The 20,756-nt window shown below is 69.4% G+C and carries 17 protein-coding genes; 9 read left to right on the top strand and 8 right to left on the bottom strand.

Annotated elements, in window-relative coordinates; genetic code table 11:
• Positions 1-22 precede the first annotated feature (22 nt).
• On the top strand, positions 23-1,063 hold the full coding sequence (locus ITJ61_RS10090; RefSeq protein ID WP_104305783.1) for an NAD(P)-dependent alcohol dehydrogenase: 1,041 nt from the start codon (positions 23-25) through the stop codon (positions 1,061-1,063).
• A 526-nt stretch (positions 1,064-1,589) separates the two neighbouring features.
• Here the strand turns inward: ITJ61_RS10090 and ITJ61_RS10085 are convergent.
• Positions 1,590-2,771, bottom strand: a complete 1,182-nt coding sequence (locus tag ITJ61_RS10085; protein WP_104342156.1) for a Gfo/Idh/MocA family protein — start codon at positions 2,769-2,771, stop codon at positions 1,590-1,592.
• Between the two features lie 145 nt (positions 2,772-2,916).
• On the opposite strand from ITJ61_RS10085, the gene ITJ61_RS10080 reads away from it, so the two are divergent.
• On the top strand, positions 2,917-5,493 hold the full coding sequence (locus ITJ61_RS10080; RefSeq protein ID WP_194686095.1) for an excinuclease ABC subunit UvrA: 2,577 nt from the start codon (positions 2,917-2,919) through the stop codon (positions 5,491-5,493).
• On the opposite strand, the gene ITJ61_RS10075 is transcribed toward ITJ61_RS10080, so the two are convergent.
• The 4 genes from ITJ61_RS10075 to ITJ61_RS10060 form a co-directional block, all read right to left on the bottom strand.
• Positions 5,445-5,738 (bottom strand): twin-arginine translocase TatA/TatE family subunit, encoded by a 294-nt coding sequence (locus ITJ61_RS10075; RefSeq protein ID WP_194686094.1) that lies wholly within the window; start codon positions 5,736-5,738, stop codon positions 5,445-5,447. The two genes, ITJ61_RS10080 and ITJ61_RS10075, sit on opposite strands and share 49 nt — an antisense overlap.
• Positions 5,739-5,774: 36 nt before the next feature.
• On the bottom strand, positions 5,775-6,770 hold the full coding sequence (locus ITJ61_RS10070; protein WP_194686093.1) for an intradiol ring-cleavage dioxygenase: 996 nt from the start codon (positions 6,768-6,770) through the stop codon (positions 5,775-5,777).
• Positions 6,771-6,959: 189 nt separating this feature from the next.
• Positions 6,960-7,958, bottom strand: coding sequence for an alcohol dehydrogenase catalytic domain-containing protein (locus ITJ61_RS10065; protein ID WP_194686092.1), 999 nt, complete (start codon positions 7,956-7,958; stop codon positions 6,960-6,962).
• On the bottom strand, positions 7,955-8,416 hold the full coding sequence (locus ITJ61_RS10060; protein ID WP_194686091.1) for a MarR family winged helix-turn-helix transcriptional regulator: 462 nt from the start codon (positions 8,414-8,416) through the stop codon (positions 7,955-7,957). Before ITJ61_RS10060 ends, ITJ61_RS10065 begins: the two co-directional genes overlap by 4 nt.
• Before the next feature lie 132 nt (positions 8,417-8,548).
• On the opposite strand from ITJ61_RS10060, the gene ITJ61_RS10055 reads away from it, so the two are divergent.
• The 3 genes from ITJ61_RS10055 to ITJ61_RS10045 are packed head-to-tail and all read left to right on the top strand — an operon-like array spanning position 8,549 to position 13,260.
• Complete coding sequence (locus ITJ61_RS10055; protein ID WP_258063002.1) at positions 8,549-10,168, top strand: phenylacetate--CoA ligase family protein; 1,620 nt, start codon at positions 8,549-8,551, stop codon at positions 10,166-10,168.
• Between the two features lie 3 nt (positions 10,169-10,171).
• Positions 10,172-12,133, top strand: a complete 1,962-nt coding sequence (locus ITJ61_RS10050; RefSeq protein WP_194686090.1) for a hypothetical protein — start codon at positions 10,172-10,174, stop codon at positions 12,131-12,133.
• Positions 12,130-13,260, top strand: coding sequence for a hypothetical protein (locus ITJ61_RS10045; RefSeq protein WP_194686089.1), 1,131 nt, complete (start codon positions 12,130-12,132; stop codon positions 13,258-13,260). The genes ITJ61_RS10050 and ITJ61_RS10045 overlap by 4 nt, the downstream gene beginning before the upstream one ends.
• A 53-nt stretch (positions 13,261-13,313) precedes the next feature.
• On the opposite strand, the gene ITJ61_RS10040 is transcribed toward ITJ61_RS10045, so the two are convergent.
• Positions 13,314-14,252 (bottom strand): alpha/beta hydrolase fold domain-containing protein, encoded by a 939-nt coding sequence (locus ITJ61_RS10040; protein ID WP_104342162.1) that lies wholly within the window; start codon positions 14,250-14,252, stop codon positions 13,314-13,316.
• 37 nt (positions 14,253-14,289) lie between these two features.
• Between ITJ61_RS10040 and ITJ61_RS10035 the strand changes: the two genes are divergently transcribed.
• The 4 genes from ITJ61_RS10035 to ITJ61_RS10020 all read left to right on the top strand — a co-directional run bounded on the left by ITJ61_RS10035 (position 14,290) and on the right by ITJ61_RS10020 (position 18,216).
• Positions 14,290-14,949, top strand: a complete 660-nt coding sequence (locus tag ITJ61_RS10035) for a hypothetical protein (protein ID WP_104298075.1) — start codon at positions 14,290-14,292, stop codon at positions 14,947-14,949.
• A gap of 57 nt (positions 14,950-15,006) precedes the next feature.
• Positions 15,007-16,056: an FUSC family protein gene (locus ITJ61_RS10030; RefSeq protein ID WP_181057683.1), complete on the top strand. Its 1,050-nt coding sequence runs from the start codon at positions 15,007-15,009 to the stop codon at positions 16,054-16,056.
• Between the two features lie 597 nt (positions 16,057-16,653).
• Positions 16,654-17,715 carry a zinc-binding dehydrogenase gene (locus ITJ61_RS10025; protein ID WP_194686088.1) on the top strand — a complete coding sequence of 354 codons (1,062 nt, stop codon included), beginning with the start codon at positions 16,654-16,656 and terminating at the stop codon, positions 17,713-17,715.
• Between the two features lie 84 nt (positions 17,716-17,799).
• Entirely contained in the window at positions 17,800-18,216 is a 417-nt protein-coding gene (locus ITJ61_RS10020; protein ID WP_194686087.1) for a cupin domain-containing protein, read from the top strand.
• 194 nt (positions 18,217-18,410) lie between these two features.
• On the opposite strand, the gene ITJ61_RS10015 is transcribed toward ITJ61_RS10020, so the two are convergent.
• The gene (locus tag ITJ61_RS10015; protein WP_104240116.1) at positions 18,411-19,295 is read right to left on the bottom strand and encodes a helix-turn-helix transcriptional regulator; all 885 of its coding nucleotides are present in this window, start codon (positions 19,293-19,295) and stop codon (positions 18,411-18,413) included.
• Between the two features lie 371 nt (positions 19,296-19,666).
• Positions 19,667-20,551, bottom strand: coding sequence for an aldo/keto reductase (locus ITJ61_RS10010; protein WP_104298077.1), 885 nt, complete (start codon positions 20,549-20,551; stop codon positions 19,667-19,669).
• Between the last annotated feature and the right edge of the window lie 205 nt (positions 20,552-20,756).

Genomic DNA, 20,756 nt, shown 5'->3' with positions numbered 1-20,756 from the left:
CGCACATCCCGAAGGAGCACGAATGACGACCGCGAAGGCCTACGCCGCCCCCTCAGCAACCGAACCGCTCGAGTCCATCACCATCGAGCGCCGCGACGTCGGAGCGAACGACGTGCTCATCGACATCGCCTACTCGGGCATCTGCCACTCCGACATCCACACGGTGCGCGGCGAGTGGGGCCAGGTCCCCTACCCGCTCGCCCCCGGCCACGAGATCGTGGGCACCGTCGCCGAGGTCGGCTCCGACGTCACCAAGCACAAGGTCGGCGACCGCGTCGGCGTTGGCTGCATGGTCAACTCGTGCCGCGAGTGCGACAACTGCAAGGCCGGCTCCGAGCAGTACTGCACCAACGGCAACGTCATGACGTACGGCGGCAAGGACCGCGACGGCAGCATCACGCAGGGCGGATACGCGACGAACGTCGTCGTCGACGCCGACTTCGTGCTCAGCGTGCCTGAGAGCATCCCGTACGAGAAGGCCGCCCCGCTGCTCTGCGCCGGTGTCACGACGTACTCGCCGCTTGCCCACTGGAATGCAGGACCCGGCAAGAAGGTCGCCGTTGTCGGCATGGGCGGCCTCGGCCACATGGCCGTGAAGATCGCGGTCGCCATGGGCGCCGAAGTCACCGTGCTCTCGCAGACCCTCAGCAAGCAGGAAGACGGACTGCGCTTCGGAGCGAAGCACTACTACGCGACGAGCGACAAGGCCACGTTCTCGGAGCTGCGGAACACGTTCGACCTCATCATCAACACGGTGAGCGCGAACCTCGAGATCGACCAGTACCTCAACCTGCTGACACTCGACGGCACCATGGTCTACGTCGGTGCGCCGGCCGAGCCGATCCCCGTGCGCGCGTTCACGCTCTTCAACAACCGCCGCTCCTTCGCAGGATCGACGATCGGGAGCATCCGCGAGACGCAGGAAATGCTCGACTTCTGCGCCGAGCACGACATCGCGCCGGAGATCGAGCTCATCGACGCCGCGCAGATCAACGAGGCCTACGAGCGCGTCCTCAAGTCGGACGTGCGCTACCGCTTCGTGATCGACGCCGCCACGTTCTAGAGCGGCGCCGCGGCGGCTCTCCCGCCGGCGCGGCGTTCTGGCGCCGGCGCGGCGGCTCTCCCGCCGGCGCGGCGTTCTGGCGCCGGCGCCTGGCGCGCATCTTCAGTTTCGGGATGGCTTTCACGCCTCGCGATGGGTTGCAACCCATCCCGAGGCGTGGAAGCCATCCCGAATCTCGTCGTGCGGTGGGCGTCGTGCCGTGCGTTCTGCCGGGCGCCGCCGGCGGCTACGCGCGGGCGGGCACGTCGTGCCAGCGTTCGTCTTCGATGGACGCCTCGGCGGCCTCGGCGCTGAGTTTCGGGATGGCTTTCGCGCATGCGGGTGGGTTGTAAGTCATCCGGAGGCGTGGAACCCATCCCGAAATTCGTTGCGCGGCGGGCGTTCCGCAGGGCGTCCGGCCGGGATGCGGCGCTGAGTTTCGGGATGGCTTTCGCGCATGCGGGTGGGTTGCAACCCATCCGGAGGCGTGGAACCCATCCCGAAATTCGTTGCGCGGTGGGCGTTGGGGCGCAAGCCGTGCCGGTGGCTACGCGCGGGCGGGCACGTCGTGCCAGCGGCCGTCCTCGATGGACGCCTCCGCGGCCTCGACGATCTGCGCGGCGACGAGCCCGTCGGCGACCGACGGAGCGACCTGCCTGCCCGTGACGACGCTCTCCAGGAACCGCGCCGCCTCGATGGTCTTGAGGTCGTCGAAGCCCATGCCGGTTCCGCCGCCTGGCTGGAAACGGTGGAATTCGCCGTGGCCGGGGGACATGTAGACGGTCGTGTAGCCGTACGGGTTCGACGAGTCGAGGCAGACCTCGAGCTCGTTGAGGCGCTGGAAGTCCCACCGCAGCGAGCCCTTCGTGCCGTACACCTCGAGGGCGTACTCGGCGCGGGGGCCGCGCATGATGCGGCTGGAGTCCATGATGCCGATCGCGCCGTTGTCGAAGCGCATGAGCAGGGCGGCGTAGTCCTCGTTCTCCACGGGCTTCAGCTCGCCGGTTCCGGGGGCGGAGCGGTCGACGATGCCCGTGCCCGGGGCTGGGCGCTCGGTGATGAAGGTCTCGGCGGTCGCGGAGACGCTGCCGATGCGGCCGACGACGTGCTGGGCGAGGTCGAGGCCGTGCGAGAGCAGGTCGCCGAGCACGCCGGATCCGGCGCGCTCGCGCTCGAAGCGCCACGTGAGCGGTGCGAGGGCGTCGGACGAGTAGTCGGCGAGGAGCGCGCCGCGCACGTTCGTGACGCGGCCGATGGCGCCCTCCTCGATAAGCTGCTTCATGTGGTCGATCGCGGGTGCGTTGCGGTAGTTGAACCCGACAGCCGTGACGATGCCGGCGGCATCCACTGCGGATGCGATGCGCCGCGAGTCGGACGCATAGCGTCCCATGGGCTTCTCGATCCAGAACGGCTTCCCGGCTTCGGCTGCCGCGATGGCCATCTCGGCGTGCAGGAAGTTGGGGGAGCAGATCGAGACGACGTCGACCTCCGGGTCCGCGAGCACTTCGTGGTAGTCGGCGACGGTGCGCTCGAAGCCGAGTCGTTCCTCTGCCTGTGAGCGGGCTTCCGGCACGGGGTCGGCGGCGACGACGAGCCGCGTCTTGATGCCGAGCTCGGGGAAGTGGTCGGGGACGGCTCGGTAGGCGCGCGAGTGGAGGCGACCCATCCAGCCGACGCTGATGAGGCCGACGCCGATGGTGCGGGGCGTGGTGGTGGTCTGGTCGGTCATGGGAACTCCTTTGTCCAGCTTGGAGCTGTCATATGTTCGGACAACGAGACATTTCTACCCGGTGTGGTCGTGTCGTAGCTCTGCGTAACCTTGCGTTACCTGAAGCGTTCAGTTTCGGGTCGAGAGCGCGAGTCATGCTGTTCCGATGGGTTTCGTCGAAGGACACACATCAGTTGCAGCGCCGGACCGGGTGGTGGTCCGAGGCGCCCGCGAGCACAATCTGCGGGACGTCGATGTCGATATCCCGCGGGATGCCCTCGTCGCGTTCACGGGGGTCTCGGGCTCGGGGAAGAGCTCGCTCGCGTTCGGGACGCTGTACGCCGAGGCGCAGCGGCGGTACTTCGAGTCGGTCGCACCCTACGCACGCCGCCTCATGAACCAGGTCTCGCCGCCCGACGTGGATTCGGTCGAGGGCCTGCCGCCTGCGGTCGCGCTCCCGCAGCAACGCGGAGGCGGGAGCGCTCGTTCGACGGTCGGGAGCACGTCGACGATCGCGAATGTCGTGCGCATGCTGTTCTCGAGGGTCGGCGTGTATCCGGAGGGCGCGCCGATGCTGCTCGCGGAGGACTTCTCGGCGAACACCGTGCAGGGTGCCTGCCCGAACTGCCATGGGCTCGGCCGCGTCTACGAGGTGCCCGAGTCGCTCATGATCCCGGATGCGTCGCTGAGCATCCGCGACGGGGCGATCGCCGCGTGGCCGACGGCCTGGCACGGCAAGCAGCTCCGGGACAGCCTCGTCTCGCTCGGCTACGACATCGACATCCCGTGGCGCGAGGTTCCCAGCGAGCGCCGGTCGTGGCTGCTGAACACGACGGAGAAGCCGCAGGTGCCAGTGTTCACGGGCAGGTCGCCCGCGCAGGTTCGCGCCGCGGTGGCGGCGGGCGACGAGCCCTCGTACATGAGCACGTTCGTCGGCGTGAAGCGGTACGTGCTCGATACCTTCGCCAATTCGAAGAGCGAGCGGATGCGCGAGAAGGCGGCCGCGTTCATGGAGAGCGTGCAGTGCCCGTCGTGTCGGGGCACGCGGTTGAAGCCGGATGCTCTTGCCGTGACGTTCGAGGGGCTCGACATCACGCAGCTCGCGGCGATGCCGCTGCGCGAGCTGGCCGTGCTGATGGAGCGTGTGCTCGAACCCGGTTGGGTGCGGGAGGGTGAGGCGCTTGCCCCGGAGCAGGACCTCGCCGCGCGACGGCTGGCTGGTGAGCTGTGCGCGCGACTCGCGCCGCTCTCGGACCTCGGTCTGGGCTACCTCTCGCTCGACCGGCAGACGGGGACGCTCTCCGGAGGTGAGCTGCAGCGGCTTCGTCTCGCCAACCAGCTGCTCGCTGGGCTCTTCGGTGTCGTGTTCGTGCTGGATGAGCCCTCGGCGGGTCTGCATCCTGCCGACACGGAGGCGCTCCTCCGGATCCTGCGCGGGCTCCGCGATCGGGGCAACACGGTCTTCTACGTCGAGCATTCGCTCGACGTGATCCGCGAGGCGGACTGGATCGTCGACATCGGCCCGGGGGCAGGAGCTTCCGGCGGCCGCATCGTCTACTCGGGCGCTCTCGAGGGGGTGCGGTCCGTCGAGGAATCGGTGACGCGCCGCTACCTGTTCGACTGCGAGGACTCGCCCAAGCCGAAGCTGCGTGAGGCTCGGCCCAGGGAGCAGCAGGTGGCGCTCGAGGGTGTGGTGCGCAACAACATCCGCGGACTGTCCGTGGCGTTCCCGCTCGGCTGCCTGACCGCGGTCACGGGGGTCTCGGGCTCGGGGAAGACGACGCTGGTGAACCAGGCGCTGCCCGACCTGCTCCGCGCGAGTCTCGCGAGTGAGCTGGGCGAGGCCGTCGCCGATGAGGAGCCGGACGGGGCAGACCCCATGGTCGCCGTCGCGGCGGAGACCACGCGCGGGCGAGCCATCGGCCCGGCTGAGCGGCTCACGCGAATCGTGCAGGTCAGCCAGGCGCCGATCGGGCGCACGTCACGCTCGAACGTCGCGACCTACACGGGGCTGTTCGACCGCATCCGCTCGCTGTTCGCGGCGACGGATGAGGCGAAGCGCAGGCGGTACTCGGCGAGCCGATTCTCGTTCAACCTCCCCAGCGGCCGCTGCCCGACGTGCAAGGGCGAGGGGACGATGGAGGTCGAGCTGCTCTTCCTGCCAACGGTGCAGGCGCCGTGCTCGACCTGCGGCGGGAAGCGCTACAACGCGGAGACGCTGGAGATCGAGTACGAGGGATCGTCGATCGCGGACGTGCTCGCGATGAGCGTCACCGAGGCGCGGGAGAAGTTCGCCGGTCGGGCGGAGGTGCTCCAGCATCTGGATGCGCTCACCGATGTCGGGCTCGGCTACGTGTCGCTCGGCCAGCCCGCGCCGGAGCTCTCGGGCGGCGAGGCGCAGCGCGTGAAGCTCGCTGCCGAGCTGCGTCGGGCTCAGCAGGGCGACACCCTCTATCTGCTCGACGAGCCGACATCAGGGCTGCACCCCGCTGATTCCGATCGCCTCCTCGGGCATCTCCACGACCTCGTCGATCTGGGGAACACCGTCATCCTCGTTGAGCACGACATGCGCGTCGTCGCCGGCGCGGACTGGGTGATCGACATGGGGCCGGGTGCGGGGGACGAGGGCGGCGAGGTCGTCGCGCAGGGCACGCCGCAGGAGGTGGCGGCTGCCGACGGCAGCGCGACCGCCCCCTACTTGAAGCTCGCCGCGGAGCGGCTGGTGGCATCCGGGAAGCGCTGATCCGGGTCCGCTCCTCGCGGCTGGCTCGGCGTTCCTCCCTTGAGGTGGCCGTCGGTGCTGACCTCCGGAGCGGTCACCGGGGGTGCCTCGGTCGCCTCGGTGTCCAGGTCTCGCACCTCCGTCTTGAGGATGCGCATCGACTGTCCGACGCTCTTCGCGAGGGCGGGCAGCTTGGACGCGCCGAAGATGAGCACGATGATGGCGAGCACGGCGAGGCCGTGCCAGCCGGTGAGATTCGCGAGCATGTCGGGATCCTTCGGTTGTCGGTGGTCGGTGGTCGATCAGCTCCCGGGTCCGCCGGAGCCGCCTGGCCCTCCGGCACCGCCCCCGCCGGAGGGGGCCGCGCCTGCGGTCGGGGCGGTCGTGGTGTCGACGCGCACGGTGAGGGCGACGTTGTAACCGCTCGTCGCATCGCCCGTGACGGTTGCGAGCTGCAGGGCTCCGCCGTCGTCGCCGAACACATTGTCGGAGTCGAGGCTGACCTGGGCAAGGTTCGAGGCGGAGCCCTCATAGCCCGCGAGCGCGTAGACGGCGTTCGAGGCGTACTCGGGCAGCGCGACCTGCGAGGTCGAGATCGCGTTGGTGGACTCGGTGATGTCGTCGACCGTCGGGTACACCTCGAAGTGGATGTGCGGCCAGCGGCCCGTGTAGCAGGCAGGGAAGATCGACGTGAAGGTGACGCTGCCGGAGCCGTCGGCGACCTGGACCCCGCGGAGGAAGGTCTCGTTCTCGATGCCCTCGGAGTACATGGAGTAGCCACCTGTGGCGTCGCAGTGCCAGACGTAGACGGCGACGTTCTCGAACGGCCGGTCGCCGTTCGCCATGTCGAGGATCGTGAGCGTGAGCGTCATGGGCACGCCGGCAGCTGCGGTGCTGCTGCCGATGCTCGTGCGGATGTCGCTGCGCACGACCCCGGACTGTTCGAGCACATCCGCGCCGTTCGAGCCATCGCCCGGATAGGGGCCGGCTGTCTCGTCGGGGATCTCGCTCGCTGGGAGGGCGCCGGCCGCTGCCGAAGCGCTCGAGGTAGGGCTAGCCGTGGCAGCTGCCGTCGCCGCGGCGGTGCCCGCAGCACCCGACCCGGCAGGGGTGCACGCGGCGAGGGCGACCGTTCCGACGCCCACTCCGAAGATGCTGAGCAGTCCGCGCCGCGACAGGAGCGTGCCGATGTCGAAGGCGACGCCCTGGTCGACGACCTCCTCGTCCGCTCGGTCGAGGAGCCTGCCCTCGTAGGCGGGTCCGTCAGGCGTGAGGTCGGGTTCGGGAATCTTGATCATGGCGGTGCTCCTGCTCTTCATCGGGGGATGAACGTCAGCATGAGTCGCCTGCCCAGGAAGGGGCTATGGCGATGCTACGAGTCGCCTATGGAGCTGTGGGGTGGTCGCCCGAGGTGGCGTCAGGCAACGGAGGGAGCATCCAGCCGTGCGCCGCGTGCAGCCCGGACGCCGCGCGGGTCAGCCCGCGGATCAGAGCTCTGAGCCAGTCCACGGCACTGCCACGAGCTTGCCAACGTAGCGACCAGACTCCATGTCGGTGTGCGCCTGGGCGATCTCGTCCATCCGGTACACGTGGCCGATGGGGACGCGTGCGTCGCCCCGTTCGACCGCATCGATGAAGTCCTGCAGCACGTGCGGGGGCAGGTCGTTCGCCTCCCCAGAATAGGCAGTGAGGCGAACCCCGTTGGGCAGCCATGCGATGGGGTAGAACTCGGGGATGATCCAGTCGTCCGCGAGCATGCCGGTGAAACAGGCTGTCCCTCCCGTGCGCACGGCTCGAAGCGTGTCGCGCAGCGTCGTCGCGCCGACGAGCTCGACTGCCCCATCGACCCCGTCCGGAGCGATCTCGCGGATCTGAGCTGCGACCGCACCGTTCTCGAGCAGCGGATGCTCGATGCCGAGGTCGCGCAGGTGATGGAAGCGGTCGGGGTTACGGGTCGTCGAGAAGACGCGTATCCCGCGCATGACGGCGAGCGCTGCGATCGCGAGCCCGACCGACGATGTTCCGCCGCGGATGAGGATGCTGTCGCCCTCTTTCGCCTGGAGGCCGGTCGACAGGGACCCCCAGGCGGTCTGCAGCATCTCGGGGAGCGCGCCGAGCATCGACCAGTCGAGATTGCTGCGGAAAGGGATTACCTGTGCTGCCGGGACCGTCACGTACTCCGCGTAGCCGCCGTCGAACGACCGGCCCATGCCGCCCATCATGGTCGCGACCTGCTGGCCTGGTCTGAAGTCGCCGCCTGGCGCATCCACGACGATGCCGGTCGCCTCGATTCCCGGCACGCGGGGGAGCTCGCCGGCCTCGGCGACGCCTGAGCGGAAGTGGTACTCGGAGCGGTTGAGGCCGAACGCCTGCACGCGGATGAGCACCTCGCCAGGGTGCGCCTTCGGCCTCTTGATGGTTTCGAGCTGCAGCTTCTCCGGGCCGCCGAACTCGCGCAGCACAACCGCACGCATGCGCTCGCTCACTCGCTTGCCGATCCTTCTGCAGCGTCTGTGGGCGCGGTGGTCAGCGAGTGCAGCCGGGCCGAGAGCTCATCTCGTTCGGCGCGAGTGCCCGTGAGGTCGAGGCGGGACGTCAGATACGCCTCGAGGGCGGAAGACCCCTGGACCTGCGCCCGCGAGCCGCTGGCCGTCAGCTCGACGAGGGCCGAGCGGCGGTCATCAGGGTTCGCGCGCCTGCTGCAGTGCCCATCGCGCTCGAGTCGGTCGATGAGCTTGCTCGCGGCGCCCACCGTGATGCCGATCGTCGCGGCGAGGTCGCTCGCCCGCACGGCGCCGGCCTCGGCAATCGCGTTGAGGGCGTAGAGATGCGAGAGCGGGATTCCGATGGGGCGCAGAGCGGCGTCCGCGTCATTCCAGAGCCGGATCTGCGTGCTCACGAGTGCCCGCAGAAAGTCGGAGGACGGGGTCTTCGAATCGGTCATACAGGCATGCAACCACATTCCAGAGAACTATATTCCATGGAATGTATTATTTCTGGCGTCCCAGGCTGAATGTCCGTGGCTCGTGCTTAGCTATGCCCACACTTCGGCGGTGGCGAGAGGCGGGGGAGCGACGTGACGCAGCAGATCGGTGTTCGGGAGTCGGGGACAGGCAGAGCGGCGAGCCCAGGGCCAGCCGGCCTGCAGCGTGCATCCAAGCTGCGGCAGACGCTGCTGCGCCTCGGTTCCGGTGCGCTCACGAAGACCTACGACCTCTACCACCTGCACCCCGCCGTCTGGCGGTGGACCGCCCGCCACTACGTGCCGGCCATGGGCGACTTCGCGAAGTTCAACGCCTGGATGATCTGCCAGCGCGCCAACCTCGACGTGCCCGCGTACCAGCGGTGGCTGCACGAGAACGACTTCACGTTCCGGTGGTGGCAGCTCTCGAGCTACCCCGAGACGAGCAAGGACGACTACGTCAAGCGCTACACGGAAGATGAGCGCTGCTGGGGCGGGGAGATCGACACGGTCGGCACCGTGGTCGATGAGTCGAGCGGGTCGAGCGGTTCTCCCTTCAACTGGATCCGCGGGCGGCACGAGCTGAAGACGATCCACAACAACGTCGCCGGCTACATCACGCTGCTGTTCGGCACGAAGAAGCTCTTCGGCATCAACGCCTTCTCGATGGGGGCCTGGGCGACCGGCACCAACACGGGCCACGCGCTGTCGAAGATCTCGATGGTCAAGAACACCGGCCCGGACATCGACAAGATCGTCGACACCATCCGTCACTTCGGCCCGAAGTACCAGTACCTGGTGAGCGCCTACCCGCCGTTCCTGAAGCACCTGCGCGACCGGCTCGACGGCGAGGAGTGGTTCGACTGGTCGAAGCATCGACTCAACGGGTTCGTCGGCGGCGAGGCGATGACCGAGGGGCTGCGTGACTACCTGGAGGAGCGCTTCGGCCGCGTGTACTCGGGGTACGGGGCATCCGACCTCACGATCGGCATGGCGGGCGAGTCCGACGCGTGCGTGTGGCTGCGCCGGGCGATGTTCGCCGATGAGCGACTGAGGCGGGCGCTCCTCGGTGACGACGAGTCTCGCATTCCGATGGTCTTCCAGTACAACCCGCTCGAGACCTACCTCGAGACGAACGCGAGCAACGAGCTCGTCGTGACCCTCAACTCGTCTGCCGTGCTCAGCCCGAAGCTGCGCTACAACATCGGCGACGAGGCGAAGATCCTCTCATTCCCCGAGGTGCGGGAGAAGATCGCCGAGCTCGACCCGGCGTTGTCCAGGGCGTTCCACCGCGCATTCGCGGTCCAGCGGATGAAGCTGCCGTTCCTCCTGCTCTTCGGCAGGAAGGACTCGACCATCTCGTACATGGGCGCGAACCTCTACCCGATCGACATCGAGAACGGGCTCTACCGCGACAACCCGCACGCTGGCGACATCGAGTCGTTCAAGCTCGGGCTGCTCGAGCTCGATGGCCACGAGCAGCGGCCCGTCGTGCATCTCCAGCTGCGCGAGGGCGCGGCGCTCTCGAGCGAGGAGCTCGCGACGCTCAGCGAGACGACGAGGGCGGGCATCGTCGACCACCTCGCCTCCGTCTCACGCGACTTCGCCCAGTCGCTCGACGAGGACCCGACGACGGGTGACCTCCGCATCGAGGTGCACTCCTTCGGCACGGGGCCGTTCACCGGGGGCAACGCGAAGATCAAGAACGTCTACGTCGTGAAGAACGCCGAGTAGGCCGTGTACACCACCGACTTCTCGAAGGCGCCCATCCAGGGAAGGGCGGAGGCCCTTGTCATCGTCGAGGGGCGCAGCGCCGAGCGGGAGGGCGTGATCTGGCGGCGGCGCCTCCGCGACCGCCGTGTCTCGGCGGAGCTGCTGCTCTTCGCGAGCGTCGAGCGCGCCCGCCAGGTCGCCGCTCGACACGACGGGCGCACGAAGCTCCTGCTCGCCGAGACCCGCGGCTACTCGAACGGCATCTGGCGGGCCGACCCCGAGCCGCCACCCGGCGAGATGGCGCACAACCCCCACTTCGCCCCCGTCGCCAAGGAACGGGCCGAAGGCCGCACGCCACCGCTCGTCGCCGAGCCCACGCGCAAGCCGAAACGGCTCACGACGCCCATCCCGCCGCCGTCGCACACGATCTTCGACACCGCATCGATGTTCGTGGGTGCGACCCGCTACACGAGCCCGCTCGCCTGGGCAGTGACGAGTCGAATCTGGGGCCGGATGACCGGCAAGATGCGGCGCATGCCCGACTACTGCTGGCACGGCATCTACTGGGAGGCGCCGTGGACGCTCGGCACGCTGGCGAACTTCTCGACGCGCGACGCCCTCATCCGCTTCGCGAGGATGCCCGAGCACCGGCACCTCATGCAGTGGATCGTGAAGGACACCAAGAACGCCGACGCCGGGTTCATCCGACTCTTCGCGAGCGAGGAGGAGCTGGCGGGTCTCGAGGAAGGCGCAACGCGTCGAGAGACGGAAGCGGGTGACGCGTCGCGGCCTGCGCTCGAGGTGCGACGCGTCAGTTCTGAGCTCGAGTTCCTGGAGTTCGTCGAGCTGCCGGGGCGCGTCTCAGACCCGAGCCGTGAGGTGCCGGTGCTCGAGTCGACACTCCGCTCGTGGTGGAAGGACAAGCACGCGCACGAGTCGAAGGTGGAGCTGCTGCTCGCCTACCGCGGGGGCGTGCCAATCGCCCGCGCCGTCACGCACACGAGCAGCGCCCTCGACGCGAAGCTCGGATCGAGCCTGCAGCTGTTCGGCGCCGTCGCCGCGGCCGACGCGGAAGCGCTCGGAGCGATCGTGGGAGCCGTCGAGGAACGTGCCGCGGAGACAGGTCGGCGCGAGCTCCTCGGACCCGTCACCCTGCTCCCCAACCAAGTGGGCGGCGTCATCACCTCGGGCTTCGGCGAGCGGGGGTTCGTCGAGGGGGCCTGGAACCCGGATTGGGTCCCAGGCGCCTACGAGGGGCTGGGCTTCACGACGTGGAACGAGTCGGCGACATGGATGGCCCGACTCGAGCAGGGTCGCCTCGGACAGATCGAGAGCGACGCCTTCACGGCTCCGACCGAGGCCGAACTCGAGGCCGCCGGCATCGTCATCGAACGGGCGTCGCGGTTTCGGTTCGCACGTGATGTCGCTCGCCAGCGGGAGCTCGTCAACGCCGCCTTCGCCGAGCTGCCCTACTACACGCAGATCTCGCCGGCGCAGATGCGCGAGGCGACCAGCGGGCTCGTCGCCATCATCGACCCCGCCATCTGGGTGTTCGCGTTTGATGCGAAGACGCGTGCGCCACTCGGCTTCCTGCTCTGTGTGCCCGATGTGACCCGCATCGTTCAGCGCTCCTCGGGTCGCATCGGGGCGAGGCAGCTGCTCGAGATCTGGCGCCAACGGCGCGAGCCGCGGGAAGCGGTGCTCACCATCCAGGGCACGGCGCCCGACGCTCGCGGTCGCGGGATCAGCTCGCTGCTGGGGCGCACCGTCGGTGAGGCACTCATCGAGGGCGGCTACACGGCACTGCGCTCGACCTACATCGGCCTCGACAACCCCGCCTCGGCGAGGCAGCTCAGCAGGATGGGCGGATCGGAGCTGCACGGCACGGTGTTCTACCGGCGGCCCGTGGGCACTCGGGGCAGTCAGGGCGCAGACACAGCGATCGCGGGGCAGCAGCAGGCGACGAACCAGGGGGAGCAGCCATGACCGGCATCCACACGCTGAATCAGATCATCGCCGACGCAGCGTCGGCCCCGTCAGCGCACAACACCCAGCCGTGGTCGCCGCGCATGATCGGTGACGGGGTGGCCGTGGAGCTGAGAGTCTCGCGAAGACGAACGCTCCCAGCCGCAGACCCGACCGGTCGCGACACGCTGCTCGGCCTCGGCGCGTGGCTCGAGGCCTTCAGCGTCAGCGCGGCATCGCACGGCGTGGCCTTCGACGTCGAGCTCCTCCCCGCGCTTGCCGACCCGGAAGCGATCGTGCAGGCCAGAAGCGATGAACCGGTGCTCCGCATCCAGCTGCACCACGACACCGTGTCTTCGCCCGGCGGCGACACGAAACAGCACGCCGAGTCCGCGTTCGACCCCGACTCCGAGCGACGGATGCTCGCCGCACGCAAGACCGTGCGCAGCGGGCTCGAGTCCGCGCGCGGTCTGGTGCTCGAGCTCTGCGGCGTGCTCCCCGAGTGGCTGCGGCTCGTTCCCGTCGACGCCGACGATCTGCGGCACTTCTCGTCCCTCGGCACAGCCGACACCCTGCGAGAGCCGGCTGTGGCGCGCGAGCTCGCGCACTGGCTGCGGCTCCACCCCTCGCATCCGCGCTACACGGTCGACGGGCTGAACGACAAGGCGCTCGGCATCCCCGCGTTCGCCACCCGGGTCGCTTCCGCGTTCACCAGGAAGCGGCGCATCCGAGACGCAGCAGTCGGCGTCGCCGCACCGCTCGGCGAGCTGTGGCGTCGGGTGCTGCTCGAGGTGCCAGTGTCGGCCGCCGACGAAGACGCCCCAGCCGAGGCGACGGCCTTCGTGCTCGTCGCCGACACCAAGCTGCTCGACCTCGGCTCCGGGGCAGAGATCACGCGGGTGCTCAACTCCCCGCTCGGGCTGCCACCCGCGCGAGTGCTCGAGGCCGGCCAGGCGCTCATGCGCCTCTGGCTGCGTGCGACCGCGCGCGGGGCGGCGTTCGCGCCCGCCTCAGAGGTGATTGACTCCTCGCTCGCGCAGGGCGAGCTGCGCTACCGGCTCGGCCTCTCCCGCCGCGACGTGCCGCTGTTCGTCACGCGCGTCGGAGTTCCGCGAGACGCACACCCGCCCCGGGCCCCGCGACGCTGAACAGTGCCCCGCTGTGCCGAACGCGCCGAACGCTCGGGTCCACTCGGGTCCGCTCAGTCGAGGCGCCGCATCCACTCGCTGATCAGGTCGATGCCGCGAGTGAAGGCCGGGTCGCGCGGCCGGTTGAGGAAGGCATGCGCACTTCCGGGAATCACGCGGTACTCGGTGTCGACGCCGGCTGCGGCGAGCTCGCGCGCGAACGACGAACCGGATGCGCGCATCGCATCGCGGTCCGCGTCCACCACCAGCGACGGCGGGAGGCCCGTCAGGTCGTGCCCGCCGGGGAACGCGTCCGGACGTGAGAGCACGTCCTCGCTCCCCGCGTAGTTGAGGTTCATGGCTCCGATGAGCCAGGGAGTGTGGACGTAGCGGCGGCTTCCGCGCAGTCGGCTCAGCAGCTCGGAGGACCGGGTCGGCAGCTGCGCGTGGAACGTCCCGTAGGTCAGGAACAGGCCCCGCACGGGAGAGCGCTCAGCTCGGGCGAGCCGGTACGCCGCCGCCGCAGCGAGGCAGGCACCGGCACTCGCCCCGCCGAGCACCACATCACGACCCGACCGGGAGGCGACCGCCTCGACGACCGCGAGCACGTCGTCGAGCGGCACCGGGAACCGCACGTCGGGGCGACGGTCGCGTTCCCACCGAGCTGAGCGTCCCGACTGTGGTGCGCGTCCAGACCGCTCCGGCCGCTGCGCGGACCCGGACGCCTCGCGTTGGGCCCGGTCGCGCCCGCCGAGCGTCACGAGCCGGTAGTCGACGGTCGTCACCTCGAACCCCGCGCGCGCGAGCGCGAGCGCGACCTCGTGCGTCTCCGGCTGGTCGAGGCCGCCCGAGTAGAAGCCGCCGCCGTGCAGCCAGATCACTGGCGAACTCGAGAGCCGGGCAGCGCTCGCGGCGGGCGCGTAGGACCGGACCGCCACCGGGCCGTTCGGGCCAGCGACGGCGGAACCCGTCGCATCCACCCCGTGCGGTGCAGTCGGCGAGCGTCTCGGCATCCGCCCACCATACGGGCACACGCTCTAGGCTCTTCGAATGCACGAGCTACGCCTCTCCCCGGAAACCCAGCGCCGTGCCGTCGCGCTGAACATGCGGCAGTCCTGGATCAGCCTCGGGATGCTCGCCCCGCTCCTGCTGATCCTCACCGTCATCTTCTCGCTGCAGGATTTCTGGCTCGGCTTCGGCTACGGCGCACTGATCGTCGTCCTCCTCGGGGGCTCCGTGCCGCTCTCCATCTGGCTCGCGCGCAAGTCGATGCGCGAGACCTACATCCGCTTCGGCGACGGCTGGATCGAGCACAAGTGGATGTTCCGCACCCGCCGGTTCGCGGCAGCCGAGGCCACCAGCGTCGTCACGGTCGACCGGATGTCATTCGGCGGCTTCTCCGGACCTCCCACCCATCACCTCATCGTGACGGGCCACGACCGCCGCCTGCTGATCCTCGTCGGACAGATGTGGAGCACGCAGCAGCTCACGGCGATCATGCAGGACCTCGCGAGCCGGGGCGTGCCGTGGATGTCCGTCCCCGAGCTCGTCACGCCGCCGCAGCTGCGCCAGCGGGACCCTCGCCTCGTGCCGTGGTGGCAGGCGCACCCGGTCGCCCTCGCCCTGCTCATCGCCGGCGGCGTCTTCATCTTCGTCATCCTGCTGCTCGTCGTCCTGGCCCTCGTCATCTTCACGGCGACCACGTCCTGACCGAGGCTCCTGGCCCTCGCTGAGCTTCGTCCCCGGCCCGCGGCCTACGCTGAGTCAGTGCGCTCCCTCTCCCGTCTCACCGGCCTCGACCGGATTCAGGCGAGCAAGCGCGTGCCCGCACTGCAGGTCGCGAAGACCGCCATCGCGGCCGTGGGCGCGTGGCTGCTCGCAGGGTGGCTCATCCCTGGCCCACTGCCGGTGTTCGCCGCCGTCGCCGCGCTGCTCGTCGTGCAGCCGAGCGTCAACCAGTCGTTCGCGAAGGCGCTCGAGCGAAGCGCCGGCGTCGTCATCGGCGTCGCCGTCGCGAGCGCCATCTCGCTCGTGCTCGGCCCCCAGTCGTGGGTGATCCTCCTCGCGATCGTCGTCGCCATGATCGTCGCCTGGCTGCTGCGCATGACCGCAACGACCAGCAACCAGGTCGCCATCAGCGCCATGCTCGTGCTCGCGCTCGGCGCATCCACGCCCGAGTACGCGCTCGACCGCATTCTCGAGACCCTCATCGGCGCGGCCTTCGGGCTGCTCGTCAACGCCATCATCCTGCCGCCCGTGCTCGTCGGGCCGGCGCAGCGCGACACCGCGATGCTCGGCAACGAGATCGCCGCGTCGCTGGAGCGACTCGCCGACGCCATCGAGCAGCCGCAGACCGCCGCGAGCCTCACCGAGATGCTCCTCAAGGCGCGCCTGCTGCGCCCCATGGCGGGCGCCGCCGAGAACTCCATCGCCGACGGCCTGGAGTCCCTCGCCTTCAACCCGCGCAAGTCGAGCCACCACGAGGAGCTCGTCGAGTGCCGCCAGCTCCTCGACCGCTTCCGCCCGATCGTCACACAGCTCACCGGCATGACCCGCGCTGTCGCAGAGCACTGGGAGCCGACCCTCGCGGACGAGCCGCAGGCCATCGCGATCGCCGAGCAGCTCCGACGGGCAGCCCACGACACGCGCATCCTCATCCCGAGCGAGCCCGGAGAGCCCCGCGGGTTCATCCTCGAACCGCCCGCCCTCACCGCCCCGCTGGTCGTCTCGGCGCCAAAGGGCGGCAGCTGGGTGCTCATCGGCTCCCTCATCGAAGACCTCCGCCGCATCCACGAGGGGCTCACCGCCGACGCGTAGCGGCAGGGCACGCCCGCCCCCTCCGCCTTCGCGTAGCGGCGGTGCACCCCCTCTTCCTTCGCGCAGTCGGTCGCCCTGTCTCGCTGGGCGGAGGCTCTCGCCCTGCGCGCCTGCATCGGCCGTTCGCCTGTGTTGGCGCGCGCCCGTGCCGCCCGTGCCCCACCTGGCCAACTTTCGTGATGAGGCGGCCGGGGATGCGCTCTCAGGGGCCCGGCAGCGGTTCTCGTCACGCAAGTTGGTCGCCGCCGAGAGGGGCTGCCCTGCTGTCCAGCCCCAGGAATCCCCTATCCCGTCCAGGGGCCCCTGTCCCGTCCTCGAGTCCCCTGCCCCGCCGTCGGAATCCCCTGTCCAACTCGCGGGATGGATGGGCCCGGAATGTGCCCTTCGGGCCCCGGTGCGCCGTTCTCGTCACGCAAGTTGGCCGCGCTGCACGCCGCAGGCCCGCCGCGCGCCGTGGCAGGGCATGCCAGTACCTGGCACACCTGCCCCTCCCGGGCGCAGGCTGGTAGCGATCCAATGGAGGAACGGCGGCGGCCGGTGCTCTCGACGAGGGCGGCTGGCACGCTGCCGTTCCCGGAAGCGCAACGAGAGGCACCCATGAAGGCCACATTCATGTTCGCGGCAGGCGACGTCCGAGTCGAGACCGTCGCCGACCCGACCATCCAGCAGCCCACGGACGCGATCGTGCGCGTCACGCAGGCGTGCATCTGCGGCTCGGACCTGCATCCGTATCACTCGATGCAGGCGAGCGAAGAGGGGTCCCCGATGGGACACGAGCTCATCGGCATCGTCGAGGAGCTCGGCGCCGCCGTCACGACCCTGAAGGTCGGCGACTTCGTCATCGCGCCGTTCGCGTTCCAGGACAACACGTGCGTGTTCTGCCGCGAGGGTGTGCAGACGTCGTGCCTCCACGGCGGCTTCTACGGCAGCCGCGAGGTCGGCGGCCTGCAGGCGGAGTTCGCCCGCATCCCACAGGCCGACGGCAGCCTGGTCGTCGTGCCCGGCGTCGACGCCGCAGCGCTCGGCCGCGGGGAGAGCGCTGAGCTCACCGCCAGCCTGCTGACGCTGTCCGACGTGTATCTGACCGGCTACCACGCAGCCCACATGGGCCGCGTCGAGGCGGGCAAGACCGTCACGGTGATCGGTGACGGCGCCGTCGGGCTCTCAGCTGTGCTCGCCGCCAGGCAGCTCGGCGCCGAGCGCATCATCCTCATGGGTCGTCACACCTCGCGCACCGACCTCGGCATCGATTTCGGCGCAACCGACGTCGTCGCCGAGCGCGGTGACGACGGCATCGCGCAGGTCATGGACCTCACGAACGGCGAAGGCAGCCACGTCGTCCTCGAAGCAGTCGGCCACATGCCCGCCTACGAGCAGGCCTACGGCATCGTGCGCCCCGGCGGCGTCATCTCCCGGGTCGGCGTGCCCCAGTACGAGGATGCGCCCATCGGCTTCGGCTCGCTCTTCGGCAAGAACGTCACCCTCACCGGTGGGCCCGCCCCTGTCCGTGCCTACATGGAACCGGCCATCCAGCAGGTCCTGAACGGCGACATCAAGCCCGGCCGCGTCTTCGACCGCACGATCGGCATCGACGAGGTGCCGGCCGGCTACGCCGCCATGGATGCGCGCGAAGCCCTCAAGGTGCTCGTCCAGATGTAGGCGCGAGCGGCCGCCCACGCTCACCGCGTGCGCGGCCGCGCACGAACCGAAAATGCGTGATCGATTGTCGAGAGGAATACCCTCATGAGCACTGAACTCCAGCCGAAGAGCGCGACCAGCAAAGGTCCAGCCGAGTGGTTCACCGGTGACGTCTACTTCAACGCCTACTACGCGGGCACCGAGCCGTCGCGCACCCGCCTCAACCTGGTGCGCTTCACACCGGGCGCGCACACCGCCTGGCACCGCCACGCGGTCGGTCAGACCCTGCATGTCACCGAGGGGTACGGCTACGTGCAGTCGCGTGGTGAGGAGCTCATCGAGCTGCGCCCGGGCGACACCGTCCACACCCCGGCCGGCGAGTGGCACTGGCACGGCGCATCCGCCGACAACTTCATGTGCCACCTCGCGCTCTGGGAAGCTCCAGGCGCTGACTCCGACGAGCCCGAGACGGTCTGGGGTGAGCTGCTCACGCCGGAGGAATACCCGCAGCGCGGGTGGTGAGCGGGCGCACGCGAGACGGCTGGCAGGGCCTCACGCGCCGCTCGGCCACCAGCTGACCCTGCACGCCTCGCGCCTTTGAAGTGTGAGCCAGACGCATCCACAACCCTTGTGGGCGGATGCGTCTGGCTCAATTTCGCGTGCGTACGAGGGGCGTGCAGCAGGGCGGCAACAGGCAGCCGGCAGCCGGCTCGCGCCTACTGCTGCTGGAAGGCTGCCTGCGCTTCGACGGGGAACTCTGTCGCCGCCCAGGATGCGAGCATCCGCAAACCGTCGGCGCTGGGGCTTCCCTCGGCGGCCGTGTAGACGTTCATCGTGAGACCGGGCTCGCTCGGCAGCGGCAGGGACTCGAAGTTCAGCTCGAGCAAGCCGACGACCGGGTGGTTCAGGCGCTTCACACCGCTGCGGTGGAACTTCACGTCCTTCGCCGCCCACATCTCGCGGAACAGCTCGCTCTGCGTCGACAGCTCTCCGATGAGCTGGTGCAGCTGAGGGTCGTGGGGGTTCCGGCCCGCTTCCATCCGCAGCATGGATGCCGCGTCGGCGGCGATGCGGTCGAAGTCCGGCCAGAAGTCGCGGGCCGCCGGATTCAGGTAGATGTACCTCGTCGTGTTGACGGGCCGGCGAGGGTCGTCGAAGACGGGGGAGTAGAGCGCCCGGCCGAGGCGGTTGGCCGCGAGGACGTCGTGTCGGTCGTTGCGCACCCACGCGGGAGCCTCGGAGAACGCGTCGAGCATCTGCCGGACCGAGGCGCGCAGCTCGCCGCCGCCCCGCTTCCTCGACACTCGCCTGGGCGGAGCGCTCGCCCGCGCGAGGTTGAACAGGTGCTCGCGCTCGGCCTCGTCGAGCTGCAGCGTCGACGCGATGGCATCGAGCACGCTCTCCGATGCGCCCGACAGGTTGCCGCGCTCGAGCCGCACGTAGTAGTCAACGGAGACGCCGGCGAGCATCGCGACCTCTTCGCGCCGCAGTCCCGCGACGCGGCGGTTCCCTCCGTAGGCCGGCAGCCCAGCCTGCTCGGGGGTGATCTTCGCCCGGCGGGAGCTGAGGAACTCCTTCACCTGCTCGCGCACATCGTTCATGTGTCCAAGCTACGCCCGCGGGCTCGAGCGAGGGAGGCCCCGCGAGTACCTGCTGGCGGATGCAGACGCGCCGCTGTCCAACTTCAGTGCAGATTCCGGCGGGAACGCGAGTAGAGCTCCCGTCGGAGCTGATTCTGCACTGAAGTTGGACAGGGGCGGAGGCAAGCCAGGCAGGCCCCGACTCGGTTGACGACGGGTGGCTGGCCAAGATCGGCTCAGGCGCGCGGTTTGGGCCTGCGCGGGCGTTCTCGTCCCGGAAGTTGGACACCCGCGAGGGGGAGAACCGCCGCGAGGTGGGGTCAGCGCTGAGAGGCGCGCGGCCGCACGGATCAGGCCGCGCGGATCAGGACGCACCGGTCAGGCCTCGCCGATCAGGCCTCGGGGATGGGCATGCCGTAGGCCTCCAGCGTCAGCGACTCGGGCTCGGGCCCGCGGCGCACGCCCTTGTCGAGGGCGTCGATCTGGGCGACCTCGTCGGGCGTGAGCTCGAAGCCGAAGATATCGAAGTTCTCGGCGATGCGATGCGGCTTGACCGACTTGGGGATCACCGAGCGGCCCTCCTGCACGTGCCAGCGCAGCATGACCTGCGCAGGGCTCTTGCCGTGGGCGTCCGCGATGGCGCGGATCGTCGCGTCTTCCAGCGTGCTTCCGCCGTCGCCCTCGCGGTAGAACGTGATGCCGCCGATGGGTGACCAGGCCTGGTCGAGGATGCCGTGGCGCGCATCCGCTTCCTGCACGTCCTTCTGCTGGAAGTAGGGGTGCAACTCGATCTGGTTGAGGGCCGGCACGATGTCGGTCGCGTCGAGCAGCCGGTCGAGGTGGTCTGGCATGAAGTTGCTGACGCCGATGGCGCGCACCTTGCCGTCGGCGGAGAGCCGTTCGAGGGCACGGTAGGCGCCGATCGTCTTCTCCCAGTCTGTGGGGAGCGGCTGGTGGAGGATGAGCAGGTCCAGCTGCTCGAGGCCGAGCTTGCGGGCCGACTTGTCGAAGGCGTGGAGGGTCTCGTCGAAGCCGTAGTCGCTGATCCAGACCTTGGTCTCGACGAAGATCTCGTCGCGGGGTACTCCGGATGCGGCGATCGCCTGGCCGACTTCCCGCTCGTTGCCGTAGGCGGCGGCGGTGTCGATGTGGCGGTAGCCGACGCGCAGGGCTTCGGCGACGGCGGCTGCGGTCTCCTCTGGTGCGGACTGGTAGACGCCGAAGCCGATGCTGGGCAGTTCGACGCCGTTGTTCAGGGTGAGGTTCGTGGTGCTCATGCTGAAAACGCTACGTCTGGCGGCTGAGGGGTGACAGGTTCTGACAGAACCTGCCAGTCGAACCGAAGCCGTTTCGGATGGGTGAAAACCCGCACTTGCGCACGGGGTCCCGCATGCCTACACTTTCGGCAGGTGCACAAACGATCATATCTATTTGCAACTTCGTGCACACCCCGACAAAGGAGTCAGAACATGCGGTTTACGT

The organism is Pseudoclavibacter sp. VKM Ac-2888 (assembly GCF_015351285.1).
Classification (GTDB): domain Bacteria; phylum Actinomycetota; class Actinomycetes; order Actinomycetales; family Microbacteriaceae; genus Pseudoclavibacter.
This window is presented reverse-complemented; position numbering and strand designations above follow the sequence as displayed.

What these genes read in the sequence shown, in the direction of transcription:
- ITJ61_RS10090 (WP_104305783.1), top strand. Translation starts at nt 23, where the DNA reads ATGACGACCGCGAAGGCCTACGCCGCCCCCTCAGCAACCGAACCGCTC.
- ITJ61_RS10085 (WP_104342156.1), bottom strand. Translation starts at nt 2,771, where the DNA reads ATGACCGACCAGACCACCACCACGCCCCGCACCATCGGCGTCGGCCTC.
- ITJ61_RS10080 (WP_194686095.1), top strand. Translation starts at nt 2,917, where the DNA reads ATGGGTTTCGTCGAAGGACACACATCAGTTGCAGCGCCGGACCGGGTG.
- ITJ61_RS10075 (WP_194686094.1), bottom strand. Translation starts at nt 5,738, where the DNA reads ATGCTCGCGAATCTCACCGGCTGGCACGGCCTCGCCGTGCTCGCCATC.
- ITJ61_RS10070 (WP_194686093.1), bottom strand. Translation starts at nt 6,770, where the DNA reads ATGATCAAGATTCCCGAACCCGACCTCACGCCTGACGGACCCGCCTAC.
- ITJ61_RS10060 (WP_194686091.1), bottom strand. Translation starts at nt 8,416, where the DNA reads ATGACCGATTCGAAGACCCCGTCCTCCGACTTTCTGCGGGCACTCGTG.
- ITJ61_RS10045 (WP_194686089.1), top strand. Translation starts at nt 12,130, where the DNA reads ATGACCGGCATCCACACGCTGAATCAGATCATCGCCGACGCAGCGTCG.
- ITJ61_RS10040 (WP_104342162.1), bottom strand. Translation starts at nt 14,252, where the DNA reads ATGCCGAGACGCTCGCCGACTGCACCGCACGGGGTGGATGCGACGGGT.
- ITJ61_RS10035 (WP_104298075.1), top strand. Translation starts at nt 14,290, where the DNA reads ATGCACGAGCTACGCCTCTCCCCGGAAACCCAGCGCCGTGCCGTCGCG.
- ITJ61_RS10025 (WP_194686088.1), top strand. Translation starts at nt 16,654, where the DNA reads ATGAAGGCCACATTCATGTTCGCGGCAGGCGACGTCCGAGTCGAGACC.
- ITJ61_RS10020 (WP_194686087.1), top strand. Translation starts at nt 17,800, where the DNA reads ATGAGCACTGAACTCCAGCCGAAGAGCGCGACCAGCAAAGGTCCAGCC.
- ITJ61_RS10015 (WP_104240116.1), bottom strand. Translation starts at nt 19,295, where the DNA reads ATGAACGATGTGCGCGAGCAGGTGAAGGAGTTCCTCAGCTCCCGCCGG.
- ITJ61_RS10010 (WP_104298077.1), bottom strand. Translation starts at nt 20,551, where the DNA reads ATGAGCACCACGAACCTCACCCTGAACAACGGCGTCGAACTGCCCAGC.